This is a genomic window from Campylobacter sp. IFREMER_LSEM_CL1890 (assembly GCF_025772045.1).
In the GTDB taxonomy this organism is placed as follows: Bacteria; Campylobacterota; Campylobacteria; order Campylobacterales; family Campylobacteraceae; genus Campylobacter_D; species Campylobacter_D lari_D.
The window spans coordinates 63,392-75,675 of the sequence record NZ_JAKMRK010000005.1 but is presented as its reverse complement, the minus strand read 5'-3'; the positions used below and the strand labels follow the sequence as shown (position 1 = coordinate 75,675).

15 protein-coding genes and 1 other RNA gene are annotated in these 12,284 nt (G+C 29.9%); 8 read left to right on the top strand and 8 right to left on the bottom strand.

All coding sequences use genetic code 11. The features are described from left to right. Position 1 precedes the first annotated feature (1 nt). From L8W57_RS03760 to L8W57_RS03745, 4 genes are read right to left on the bottom strand one after another with little or no spacing between them, the layout of a single operon-like run. Positions 2–1,249, bottom strand: a complete 1,248-nt coding sequence (locus tag L8W57_RS03760; protein ID WP_133318902.1) for an RNA polymerase factor sigma-54 — start codon at positions 1,247–1,249, stop codon at positions 2–4. Then, on the bottom strand, positions 1,249–1,974 hold the full coding sequence (lptB, locus tag L8W57_RS03755; RefSeq protein WP_039618272.1) for an LPS export ABC transporter ATP-binding protein: 726 nt from the start codon (positions 1,972–1,974) through the stop codon (positions 1,249–1,251). The genes L8W57_RS03760 and lptB overlap by 1 nt, the downstream gene beginning before the upstream one ends. Continuing rightward, positions 1,967–2,374: a tRNA (adenosine(37)-N6)-threonylcarbamoyltransferase complex ATPase subunit type 1 TsaE gene (gene tsaE, locus L8W57_RS03750; protein ID WP_133318901.1), complete on the bottom strand. Its 408-nt coding sequence runs from the start codon at positions 2,372–2,374 to the stop codon at positions 1,967–1,969. The genes lptB and tsaE overlap by 8 nt, the downstream gene beginning before the upstream one ends. Beyond that, positions 2,371–2,619 (bottom strand): RNA-binding S4 domain-containing protein, encoded by a 249-nt coding sequence (locus tag L8W57_RS03745; RefSeq protein WP_066007995.1) that lies wholly within the window; start codon positions 2,617–2,619, stop codon positions 2,371–2,373. The genes tsaE and L8W57_RS03745 overlap by 4 nt, the downstream gene beginning before the upstream one ends. Before the next feature lie 115 nt (positions 2,620–2,734). On the opposite strand from L8W57_RS03745, the gene L8W57_RS03740 reads away from it, so the two are divergent. The 8 genes from L8W57_RS03740 (at position 2,735) to rnpB (ending at position 8,987) form a co-directional block, all read left to right on the top strand. Beyond that, positions 2,735–3,955, top strand: a complete 1,221-nt coding sequence (locus tag L8W57_RS03740; RefSeq protein WP_263662024.1) for an argininosuccinate synthase — start codon at positions 2,735–2,737, stop codon at positions 3,953–3,955. Positions 3,956–3,966: 11 nt separating this feature from the next. Beyond that, positions 3,967–4,410: a 50S ribosomal protein L9 gene (rplI, locus tag L8W57_RS03735; RefSeq protein ID WP_039618280.1), complete on the top strand. Its 444-nt coding sequence runs from the start codon at positions 3,967–3,969 to the stop codon at positions 4,408–4,410. Beyond that, positions 4,410–4,952: an ATP-dependent protease subunit HslV gene (hslV, locus tag L8W57_RS03730; protein WP_133318899.1), complete on the top strand. Its 543-nt coding sequence runs from the start codon at positions 4,410–4,412 to the stop codon at positions 4,950–4,952. The genes rplI and hslV overlap by 1 nt, the downstream gene beginning before the upstream one ends. Beyond that, the gene (hslU, locus tag L8W57_RS03725; RefSeq protein ID WP_133318898.1) at positions 4,949–6,268 is read left to right on the top strand and encodes an ATP-dependent protease ATPase subunit HslU; all 1,320 of its coding nucleotides are present in this window, start codon (positions 4,949–4,951) and stop codon (positions 6,266–6,268) included. Before hslV ends, hslU begins: the two co-directional genes overlap by 4 nt. Beyond that, positions 6,265–7,137, top strand: coding sequence for a GTPase Era (gene era, locus L8W57_RS03720; RefSeq protein ID WP_263662022.1), 873 nt, complete (start codon positions 6,265–6,267; stop codon positions 7,135–7,137). The genes hslU and era overlap by 4 nt, the downstream gene beginning before the upstream one ends. Then, a complete protein-coding gene (locus tag L8W57_RS03715) occupies positions 7,127–8,137 on the top strand; it encodes a hypothetical protein (protein ID WP_133318896.1) in 1,011 nt (336 codons plus the stop codon). Before era ends, L8W57_RS03715 begins: the two co-directional genes overlap by 11 nt. Then, entirely contained in the window at positions 8,100–8,639 is a 540-nt protein-coding gene (locus L8W57_RS03710) for a hypothetical protein (protein ID WP_133318895.1), read from the top strand. Before L8W57_RS03715 ends, L8W57_RS03710 begins: the two co-directional genes overlap by 38 nt. A 26-nt stretch (positions 8,640–8,665) precedes the next feature. Continuing rightward, an RNA gene (gene rnpB, locus L8W57_RS03705) (RNase P RNA component class A) lies at positions 8,666–8,987 on the top strand. Here rnpB and L8W57_RS03700 read toward each other — a convergent pair. From L8W57_RS03700 to L8W57_RS03685, 4 genes are read right to left on the bottom strand one after another with little or no spacing between them, the layout of a single operon-like run. Continuing rightward, positions 8,982–9,197, bottom strand: coding sequence for a hypothetical protein (locus tag L8W57_RS03700; RefSeq protein ID WP_133318894.1), 216 nt, complete (start codon positions 9,195–9,197; stop codon positions 8,982–8,984). The two genes, rnpB and L8W57_RS03700, sit on opposite strands and share 6 nt — an antisense overlap. Continuing rightward, the gene (gene fliS / locus L8W57_RS03695; protein WP_133318893.1) at positions 9,194–9,565 is read right to left on the bottom strand and encodes a flagellar export chaperone FliS; all 372 of its coding nucleotides are present in this window, start codon (positions 9,563–9,565) and stop codon (positions 9,194–9,196) included. The genes L8W57_RS03700 and fliS overlap by 4 nt, the downstream gene beginning before the upstream one ends. Positions 9,566–9,583: 18 nt before the next feature. Further along, the gene (fliD, locus tag L8W57_RS03690; RefSeq protein ID WP_263659842.1) at positions 9,584–11,884 is read right to left on the bottom strand and encodes a flagellar filament capping protein FliD; all 2,301 of its coding nucleotides are present in this window, start codon (positions 11,882–11,884) and stop codon (positions 9,584–9,586) included. 2 nt (positions 11,885–11,886) lie between these two features. Then, entirely contained in the window at positions 11,887–12,228 is a 342-nt protein-coding gene (locus L8W57_RS03685; RefSeq protein WP_133318891.1) for a FlaG family protein, read from the bottom strand. Between the last annotated feature and the right edge of the window lie 56 nt (positions 12,229–12,284).

The window sequence follows — 12,284 nt, the reverse complement described above, 5'->3', positions numbered from 1 at the left end:
CCTACATCAATTCATATAATTTTTTACGCTCACTTGAGCTTCCTATACCAAGTTGCATACGATATTTAGTGATAGTCCTACGCCCTAGTTGCACACTTGGGAATTCTTTTTGAGTGAGTTCAAGAATTTTCAAATCACTCAAAGGTTTTTTAGGATTTTCTTTTTTAATTAAATTACTAAGAAAATCTTTGATTGTAGCATTAGAAGTTTCGCCATCATCAACTGCGGTGGTAAAGAAAGATTTTAAAGGTATTAAACCTCTATCACAACTTAAGTATTTGTTTGCAATTGCCCTTGAAATAGTAGAAGCATTTCTTTCAAGATCTTGTGCTAAATCTTTAAGTTGCATAGGTTTAATATCTCCGCCCATGAAAAAATCATATTGATATTCTATAATCATAAGCCCTAGTTTATAAAGGGTAGCTTTACGCATAGCTAGTGCATCGATTAAATTTTTTGCATCTTTTAAATAAGCACTTAAAAACTCATGATCTAAACCATCTGCTTCAAAAGCAATTTCAGGATAATAATCATCATTGATTTTAATTTTAATTTCACCATTTTCTTGATAAATAAATATATCAGGAATGATTTCCATGCTCTCTTCAAAATACTCCAAAAAAGGTGGAATGGAGATTTTTTTAATTATAGCTATAGCCTTTTTATATAAAGGATCTTTGATAAAATCTTTTGCATTTTCTAAATTTAAAATTAACATTTTGCAAAACTCATAAAGCTCATCATCTAAGTCAAAATGCTCTAATGCAAAAATAAAAGCTTCTTGATTGTCTTTTGCGCCCACTCCAATAGGCTCAAGATACTTAAATCTTTGTCTGATTTTTTCTACTTCTAAAGGATCAAATTCACCTAAAATTTCTTCATCATATTCAAAATAACCTTCATGATTTAAACATTCTATGATTTTTTCAGCAATGGTTTGGGATTTTTTAGTAGGAAAAAATGGTGGTATGATTTGCTCGCTTAAAAGTTCATATACATTTTTTACTTCCAAGCTTTTTGCATCAATCATTTGTGTAGTGGTATTTTTACTAAAATACTCTTGATAATACTTGTTTTGATTGTTTGTAATGCTTGAGTTTTCTTTGATCTCTATAAAAGGATTTTCTTTAGCAAATTCATCTAAACTTTCTTTTAGATCTTCAATATTAGCTTGCAATATAGGAAGCCAAGATCTTAAGGTTTGTGATAGTTTTGCTTTTTGTGTTATAGAGGTTTTTTGTTTAAGCATTATTCAAGTCTAAACTCACTTCCAAGATAATATTTTTTAACATCTTCATTATGCGCAATTTCATTAGCATTACCACTAGCTAGCAACCTTCCGCTTCTAATCACATAAGCTCTATCGCAAATTGCTAAAGTTTCTCTTACATTATGATCAGTGATTAAAACACCTATATTCATAGCTTTTAAATCATTAATCAAGCTTTGAATTTCACTCACTGCGATAGGATCAACCCCAGCAAATGGTTCATCTAAAAGTAAAAATTTAGGATCACACATAAGTGATCTTGCGATTTCACAACGCCTTCTTTCACCCCCACTTAAACTCATGCCTTTTCTGTGTCTAATAGGTTCTATGCTAAGTAATTCTAGCATTTGTTCTATCTTTTGTTCTAATAAATTTTTATCCTTATATATTACTTGGGCGGCTAAAAGTAAATTTTCTTCTACGCTTAAGTCTTTAAAAACACTACTTTCTTGAGGTAAATACCCAATGCCAAGCTTTGCTCTTTTATTAAGTGGTTCTTTTGTGATATCTTGTGAGTCTAAAAACACCTGTCCACTTGTTGGCAAAATAAGTCCACATATCATATAAAAACTCGTAGTTTTTCCTGCTCCATTAGGCCCTAAAAGTCCTACAACTTCTCCACTTTGCACTTCTAGCGAAACATCGTGTATGATTTTAGTTTTTTTAATGATTTTTTCTAAATTTCTAGCTTCTAGCTTACTCATGTATTATATACTTTCTTTTATTTTCATAAGGAATGATTTGTAAAATTATATTAAAAATTTGATATTTATCTAAATATTTTTTTAATTTTTCATCACCCCACTCTACCAAATGCAAACCCTCTTCAAAAAAATTTTCAATCAAGCCATTTTTTAAAAGCCCATCAAAACCTTCTTGATAAATATCATAATGATACATTTTACCTTGTTGAAAATCATACTCTTGCATGATAGAAAATGTAGGAGAATTAAGCGTTTTTTCTACTCCAAGAAATTGAGCATAATTTTGTACTAAAGTAGTTTTACCGCTTGCTAAATCCCCTTGAAGTAAAATAACTCCATTTTTAGGTAAAATTTCACAAAGCTTATAAAGCTCATTTTGGCTTAAAATCATTTCTTTCATTGGATTTTTACCACATATTTTTCTTGCATAGCTTTTGGTATGCTTTTGGTTGTTGGTATATCTAAGACTTTATAGGTATTGGTATATTCTATAAATTTAATGCTTATTTCATCGCCAATTTTTACTTCTTTACTAGCTTTAACTACTTGATTATTTATACTTACTACACCACTTTTGCACATATCTTCTGAAATAGCACGACGCTTAGTAATATTAACTACATTTAAAAATTTATCTATTCTCATAAAAATATTTTATCAAAAAATACAAGAAAATGTTATAAAATGTCTAAATATTTTACATTATATTAAGCTAAATTCGTTAAATTTTACAATCATTTTTTTACAAAGAGGAAAGACAATGAAAAAAGATATTAAAAAAGTAGTTTTAGCATATTCTGGCGGACTTGATACAAGTATAATTTTAAAATGGCTACAAGATGAGTATAAATGTGAAGTAGTAACTTTCACAGCAGATATTGGACAAGGCGAAGAGCTTGAACCTGCTAGAAAAAAAGCGCTTTCTTTGGGTGTAAAAGAAGAAAATATTTTTATTCAAGATTTAAAAGATGAATTTGTAAAAGATTATGTGTTTCCTATGTTTAGAGCAAATGCTATTTATGAAGGAGAATATTTACTAGGTACAAGTATAGCAAGACCTTTGATAGCAAAAGCTTTAGTAGAAATAGCAAATAAAACTAATGCAGATGCTATTAGTCATGGAGCAACAGGTAAAGGAAATGATCAAGTGCGTTTTGAATTAGGTGCTTTGGCGCTAAATCCAAATTTAGCCATTATTGCTCCTTGGAGAGAATGGGATTTAAATAGCCGTGAAAAACTTTTAGCTTATGCGCAAAAACATGGTATTGATATAGCTAAAAAGCCAGGTAAGTCACCTTATTCTATGGATGCAAATTTATTGCATATTTCTTATGAGGGTTTAGTACTTGAAGATCCCGCTGCTAAACCTGAAGCGGATATGTGGCGTTGGGTGAAAGATTTAAAAGAAACTCCAAATGAAAGCGAAGTGATAGAGCTTGAGTTTAGTAAAGGCGATTTATGTGCTATTAATGGAGAAAAAATGTCTCCTGCACAGCTTTTAGCAAAACTTAATGGGCTTGGTGCAAAACATGGTATAGGTCGTCTTGATATTGTTGAAAATCGCTATGTGGGTATGAAAAGTAGAGGTTGTTATGAAACTCCGGGTGGAAGTATACTTTTAAAAGCACACCGTGCTATAGAAAGTATCACTCTTGATAGAGAAGCAGCACATTTAAAAGATGAATTAATGCCAAAATATGCAAGTTTAATTTATAATGGCTATTGGTTCTCGCCTGAAAGATTAATGCTTCAAGCCTTAATTGATGAGTCACAAAAATATGTAAATGGTAAAGTTAAACTTGAATTATATAAAGGTAATGTAATAGTAATAGGCAGAGAAAGTGTGAATGATAGCTTATTTAGCGAGGCTTATTGTACTTTTGAAGAAGATGCTGTGTATGATCAAAAAGATGCAGCAGGCTTTATAAGATTAAATGCTTTGAGATTTATCATCGCAGGTAAAAATGGAAGAAAATTTTAAAAAGGAAAACAATGAAAGTATTATTAATTAAAGATGTAAAAAGCTTAGGAAAAGCAGGAGAAGTTAAAGAAGTAAAAGATGGATATGGACAAAATTTTTTAATTGCCAAAGGTTTTGCCAAAGCTGCTACACATGAAGTTTTAAAACAATATGAAGCAGAGCAAAAGAAAAAGGCTGAAAATTTAAGATTTGAACTTGCAAATTTGGAAAAATTAAAAGAGGAATTATCTAAAATCACTATTTGTATAGCTAAGCCTGTGGGAGCTAATGGAAGCTTGTTTGGTGGGGTTACTAAAGATGAAATCGCACATGCATTAAAAGATCAAAAAGGTATAGAGCTTGATAAAAAAAGCTTAGAATGTGATACCATAAAAGAGCTTGGTGTGCATGAAATTTCAGCAAAATTAGGCCATGCAATTCATGCTGTATTTAAGCTAGAAGTTAAAGGAGAATAATGTTTCACGCAACTACAATTTTAGCTTATAAAGGTAAAAATAAATCTGTAATTGGTGGAGATGGGCAAGTAAGTTTTGGAAACACTGTTTTAAAAAACAATGCAGTTAAAATTAGAAAATTAAACAATGGAAAAGTATTAGCAGGTTTTGCAGGAAGCACTGCTGATGCTTTTAATCTTTTTGACATGTTTGAAAAACTACTTTCTAGTTCTAAGGGTGATTTGTTAAAAGCTGCAATAGATTTTTCAAAAGAATGGCGTAAGGATAAATACCTAAGAAAACTTGAAGCAATGATGTTGGTATTAGATAGAGATCATATATTTTTACTTTCAGGAACTGGAGATGTAGTTGAGCCTGAAGATGGTGCTATAGCTGCTATTGGTAGTGGGGGTAACTATGCACTTTCTGCTGCAAGAGCTTTAGCCAAACATTCAAATTTAGATGAAGAAGAATTAGTCAAAGAAAGCTTGCAAATAGCTGGTGAAATTTGCATTTATACAAATACAAATATTAAAACTTATGTAATTGAGGATGATAAATGAATTTAACTCCAAAAGAGATTGTGAAATTTTTAGATGATTATGTAATTGGACAAAAAAACGCCAAAAAAATTATAGCAATTGCTTTAAGAAATCGTTATAGAAGAATGCAGCTTAGCCCTGAACTTCAAGATGATATCATGCCAAAAAATATTTTAATGATAGGATCAACTGGGGTTGGTAAAACAGAGATTGCAAGACGCCTTGCTAAGATGATGGGACTTCCTTTTGTAAAAGTTGAAGCAAGTAAATATACTGAAGTTGGTTTTGTTGGGCGTGATGTAGAAAGCATGGTTAGAGATTTAGCTAATGCTGCTTTAAATTTAGTAAAAAACGAAGAAAAAGAAAAAAATAAAGACAAAATTAATGAATTTATAGAAAATAAAATTTTAGAAAAACTTTTACCACCTTTACCAAAGGGTGTTAGTGAAGAAAAACAAGAAGAGTATCAAAATTCTTTAGAAAAAATGCGCGTGAAATTAAAAGCTGGTGATTTAGATGATAGCACAATAGAAGTTGAAATTTCACAAAGCGTGTTTGATACTAATCCAAATTTACCACCTGAAATGGGTGCTATGCAAGATATAGTAAAAGTTATTGGCGTGGGTAATAAAAAAGTTAAAAAAGAAATGAAAGTAAAAGATGCAAGAATAGCTTTAGCTCAAGAAGCAAGTGAAAAAATTCTTGATATGGAAAGTATTAAAGGCGAGGCTTTAAGAAGAGCTGAAAATGAAGGGATTATTTTTATCGATGAGATAGATAAAGTAGCAGTTTCAAGCTCAAATTCAAACCGCCAAGATCCAAGTAAAGAAGGGGTACAAAGAGATTTGCTTCCTATAGTTGAAGGTAGTACTATACAAACTAAATTCGGACCTTTAAAAACTGATCATATTTTATTTATCGCAGCAGGTGCTTTTCATTTAAGCAAGCCAAGTGATTTAATTCCTGAACTTCAAGGGCGTTTTCCTTTAAGGGTTGAGCTTGATTCGCTAGATGAGGATGCTTTATATGCTATTTTAACAAGACCTAAAAATTCATTACTAACACAATACATTGAGCTTTTAAAAACTGAAAATGTAGAGCTTGTTTTTGAAGATGAGGCTATTAGAGAAATAGCAAAAATAGCAAGCAAGGCTAACGAAGAAATGCAAGATATTGGCGCAAGACGCTTACACACGGTGGTGGAAAAACTTTTGGAAGATATTAGTTTTGAAGCAGATGAATATGCTGGAAAAGTTTATAAAATAGATGATTTTAAAGTGCAAGTTAAACTTGGAGATATCATAGAAAATAAAGATTTAGCTAGGTATATCTTGTGAAAAGTGGCTTTATAAGCATAGTGGGTAGAACTAATGCGGGAAAAAGTTCTATCCTTAATTCTTTATTAGAAGAAAAAGTGGCTATGGTTTCTCATAAGCAAAATGCTACAAGAAGAAAGATTAATGCAATTATAATGCATGAGAATCATCAGCTTATTTTTATAGATACACCAGGCTTGCATGCAAGCTCTAAAGCTATGAATCAGCTTATGATTGATTTGGCGATTAAAAGCATTGTAGATTGTGATGTGATTTTATTTGTAGCTAGTATTTATGATGATATTAAAGATTATGAAAATTTTTTAAGTTTAAATCCTAAAGTGCCGCATATTGTATTAATCAATAAGGTTGATTTGGTAAAAAAAGAAGTCTTACTTAAAAAATTAAGCGAGTATTCTCAGTTTAACTCGCATTTTAGCGCTATTATCCCCTATTCTGCTAAGCAAAAATTTTATAAAAAAATTCTCTTAGATGAGATGATTAAGTATTTGCCTGAACATCCGTATTATTTTGATCCTGAGTTTATTACTATCACAAATGAAAAGGATATCTATAGAGATTTTATTTTAGAAGCTATATATGAAAATTTAAGTGATGAAATTCCTTATAGCACTGAAGTAAAAATAGAAAAAATCAAAGAGCTTGAGCAAATTTATTATATTAACGCTATCATCATTACAGATAGTAATTCTCATAAAGGAATGATACTAGGTAAAGATGGAGCTACAATTAAGCGTATAGGTAAAGAAGCTAGGATGAAAATAGAAAAATTAGCACAAAAAAAGGTAATGCTAAAATTGTTCGTTCAATTAGAAAAAAATTGGCATAAAAACGAGCAAAATCTCAAAAAAATCCTTTATGATGAGTAAAAAAATCATCAAAAAAGATTTTCTTACTTATGAAAAACTTTTATATATAAAACTTACAAATCCTATTAGTGAAGATGAAATCTTAAAAAAGAGCTTTGAGGAACTTGGTCTTAAAGATGATTTTTCATATGAGCTAAAGTATTTTCAAGATAAATCTTTTACTCATGTATTTTTGTGTAAATATGAAGATATTTTAGATGTTGATTATGTAATCCCAGAACCCCTGCTCTTTGAAGTGTATTTTAGGAATGATACAAATAGTGAAAATCTTGCATTATTATTTAAGAAAAAATACATAGTTTTAGTGGAGTATTTGGGATGTGAATTTCAAAATTGCAAAGTTATGCCATTAAATACTTATAGTAAAATATATGATGAAAAATTAAAAAATACATATAAAAACATCATAAGTATAGACGATACTCAAAATCTTAGCAGTTTTGATAAATTTAATAGTAATACTTTCTATCAAAAATTATTAAAAAAACATGATCGAGTTAAAATTGATTTTGCCAATATAGCAAAAATAAATCATTTAAAATCTTTTAGTTTTAAAATTTTATTAGCTTTTACATGCGGGATTTTACTAGCCTTAGTTTATCCTTTGTATTTATATACGCAAAAATCATTTTATGAAAAAGAAAAAATAAAATATGAAAATTTAATCAAAAATCAAGATGATATCTTAGAGCAAGCAAAAATAAATCAAAAACAAAATCATGAAGTTGAAAAATTACAAGAAAAAAATGAACAAAAAATTGATTTGTTACAAAAATTTTATGCAAATACGCTCTGCTATAAGGATTTTTATAATTTTTTAAAAGTCTTAAATTCTCATCAAAGTTATATAGAAGCTTTATATATAAAAAATAATGATTTTATCATAAAGCTTAATAAAGATTATGATTTTTATGATGATTTTAAAAAATATCATTTTGTGTTAAAAAATAAAGAGATTAACGATGAAAAAATTACTCTTGTTTTTGAAAAATCTTTATGAAAATTTAGAAAATATTTTTACGAGATTATCTAAACGCGAATTTATATTGACTTTGATAATGGCTTTTGTATTTGGTTTTTTTATAATCTATATGAGTATTTTTGAGTATTTTGAAAAACAAATGAAATTGTCAAAAGATGAGTTATTTATTTTACAAGCAAAATATGAGCAAAAACAAGAATTGATTTCTGATTTTAAAGATGAAAAATTGCAATCTTTTGATAATGAAATATCCTTAGAAGAAAGTAAAGATTATCAAAGTGTTTTAAAAAATATAGAAAAAAATCTCACTAAAGTAAGGTTTTTACAAATCCAAAGTCATGAAAGTCAAGATCAGTATTTTACTTATTATGATTTAAGATTGAGTTTTAATGGTGATTTTTATTTTTTAATGCAATTTTTGCAAGAACTAGATCCTTATATAAAAGTCAAAAATTTAGAGCTTGTAAAATATGAAAATGAATTAAAAATTACATTAAATCTTATTTTTACTCTAGTATAAAAATGATTTTTTTGATAAAATTTATCTAAACATGGCAAGCGATCGCTTCTTTTGAAGAGGAAAGTCCGAGCTGCAATAAGACAAGGATTCCATCTAATGGATGGCTAGGGTAACCTAAGGGAAAGTGCAACAGAAAGAAAACTACCATATTATATGGAAAAGGTGAAACGGTAGAGTAAGAGCCTACCAGTAGCTTTGGTAACAAAGCTAGCTATGTAAACCCAATCCGCAGCAAGAAGGGGTGGTTTTAGTCTTATAATATAACCCTTCGCTTGAACTTGTTTGCAAAAACAAGTCTAGATAAATGATCGCTCTTGACAGAACTCGGCTTATCGCCATGTTTTATTTCATATAAGCAGATGCTTTTTTGAGTTTTTGTAAATTTTTTGCTACTTCATCTTGCTTTTTTTTCATAAAAGCTATTGCCTCATTAGTAAGAGCTAAAGCCTCATTGGGACAATCTTTAAAGTCAGGTTTTTCTATGAGTTTAACTATTTTTTCCACATCTTCAGTATATACAGCTAGTTTAAACTCATCTATCCATTTTTTTTCACTCATTTTTGATGAACTTCTCTCCAAGCCTCTAACAAGCCTTTGACTACATTGATAACTTCATCTACTCTTGCTTCACTATTTTCTATATTTGCTAAAGAAAGAAGTTGTAATTCTCTAGTGTATAGGCCACTTAAGTAGTGTGCTATTTCTCCGCCTTTTTCATAATCAAGGCAATTTAACAATTCTATAAAAATAGCACTAGCTCTTTTTACATAATACACTCTTTCTTCTATATTTCCATTTTGAATAGCTATTTTTATCCTACTTGCAAAGCGTAAAATCCCACTATATAACATCTCTATAAGTTTTTCTTGGGATTCTACACCAGTTTGATTTTGTGAATACGCATTATATACTGCACTATTTAGCATTTAAATCCTCTCTATTTTTTAAGAATTTTGATTATTTGCTGCATTAATCATATTTGTAATAACACTTGCTTGGTTATTTAATTTTGCAATTATACCATCATATGCAGCCCATCTTGACCACATTGTGTCATATCTGCTTTCTATGGATTTTTTAGTATTTTCTATAGTTTCGTTTAGATTTTTTGATTCTTTGGTTAAAGAGTCTTTATAACCCCCAAAAGAACCATCAGAGCTCATCATCTCACCCATAGTGTTTTTTAATACCCCAAAGGTTCCAGTTTCTTCTTTGTAAACTGAATATATAGTTTTTGGACTTAAGCCAAATTTTTTCAAAAAGTCTTTATCGCCTTGAATTTCTAGATTACTTCCTGATGTTCCTTTGATTCTAAATTGGATTTGCTGATTATTGTTACCTTGATTAATGATTTCAAAACTAGCTTCTAAACCTTCTAAGCCAAAACTATTTATATGATCAACTAAATTTTTAGCTTTTTCTATATCATCTTTTCCTGTTAGTTTAAAAGGATCTCCATTGGCAGTTTTACTTAAATCTATAGTTTCATCATTATAAGTAATGGTAAAATTACCTTCTTTGAATTCTATATCGCCACTATCAAGCTTACTTACTCTATCTCCTGTTAGATCAATGTCTTCAAAGCCATTGTGTCCTACGAAAAATTTCTCAGCCATTTCAGGATCTTCATTAAACTTAGCATTAAATTTTCCAGAGTCAAAGGTTAAAACCCCATCATTTAAAGTCAAACCATAATCAGCTAAAGATAAACTTACTTTTGAAGAAACTTTAACACCATCTGAAGTATCACTATCTCCAACTGTGATTGTTCCATCTACTGTGATAGTTTGAAGCAAAATATTGTTAATTTGTGATTTTATATTATAAATCGAGCTTACACCTACGAAATTTCCTTTTGTCCCTGCATCAGGATCGTATTTTGTCGCTGCATTAAGATTGATCATCAAATCATTATAAGCAGTAGCTAAGCTTTCTAAAGATTGTGCTATGGCTTCAGTATCTTGAGTAACATTGAAACTAATTTCACCCTTTTGTTTAAGCTCTAGGGTAATATCAGGTCCTATATCTGTGATGGTATTAGTTGATCTAATCATCTTAACGCCATCTACACTAAAGATAGCATCCATACCTTTTTGGATATGGTTTTCATTGTCTTTGGAAACATTGTAGCCTTGTGGTGTGCTATAATCTAAATCAATTCCAAATTTTTTACTTAGTAAATTTTTGGCATTTGGATCTCTAGTATAATTTGCTTGATCTATATTGCCATCAGCATCAGTTGCATAACCACCATCAAAAAGACTTAATTCACCACCATTAGTAGCTCTAAAAGTAAAAGACTTTTTATCTTCGCTAAAGCTTAATTCTACTTTTCCATTAGTTTGTTTTTTTAAATCCTCTGCTAAACTTTCATAGGTTGTTTGATCATTTATATCTATAGTAAATCTATCATATCTTTCACCATTTTTTATAACAAAAGTAAAAGAAGTGTTTTGACCTGATTCAAGTAATTTATCAGAAGTGCTTCCAACAACTTTTCCGGTTATTTTATCTTTTTCATTTCCAGCATTTTGAGGTCTAAAACCATACAAACCACCTGCACTAATGCTATCTTTATCAAGTTTCCAGCCCATAGCTTCTAAAAGTTTATCATCGCCTGAAAAAGAGATATTGTTTTTAGTTCCTGTTTCAGTGCTTTGCACTACTAAACGATAAGGATTGTCTCTATCTCCGGTATTTACTAGCTTAGCTTCTATTTTACCACCTGTGGCGGAATTGATTTTTTCAGCAAGTTGAGCTACGGTTGTACTTTTATCAATTTCTATTTTATAGTCTTTTCCATCTTGGGTAATAGTAAAAGAAGCTTTGCCATTTTCATCACCTTCTATACCTAAACTGCCCATGACGGTAGAGGTTTTGTCTTTAAAACCATTGCTTTGATAAACATCTTTTTGAGCAAGTTGATCGACTATGACTTTCATATTTGAAAGATTAGATAAAGAGCCTACAACCAAGCTAGCAGCAGCGCTATCACCACTCACACTAGGAGAAACTTTCTTTTTGTTAAATTGAGAAGTATCGCCAAGACTATTTACAGCAGTTTGAAAAGCAAGTAGTTTAGCTTCAAGCTCTGCTAAGTCTTTTTGTCTTGAAGTGTTAGTTTCAAGTTGTGTGTTATAAAGCTTTAAGTGAGCATTCATTTCTGCTTCTTTAAGCTTATTAAGTGTATCGCTTGTTAAAACTCCCGAACCTATACCTAAACTTCCTAAACTACCTACTGCCATGATTAACTCTCCTTATCAAAAATGGTGCCAATAACACCTTTAAAATGTTCTATTAATTTCATAACTTCTTCACTAGGAATTTTGCGTATTAATCTACCTGTGTCTTTTTCGGTGACATTTACATACATTTCGTTTATTTTATCATTATACGCAAAACGCACATTTGTTTCCAATGTCTCCATTTGTCTATTAAGTTTTTCTGTTGCGTTTTTTAATTTTTCATTTAAATTCTCATCTTGATCATTTAAATCAACTTGTTGCTTATTCTCTTGAGATGGCTTTTCAACACTTTTTGTGTTAAAATGAGTTATATTTGTATCCCTTTGAATATTGCTAATGTCCATTTTAAACTCCTTTTTAAAAGACTCTAAAACACACTATCGACACAATTTTAAAAAAC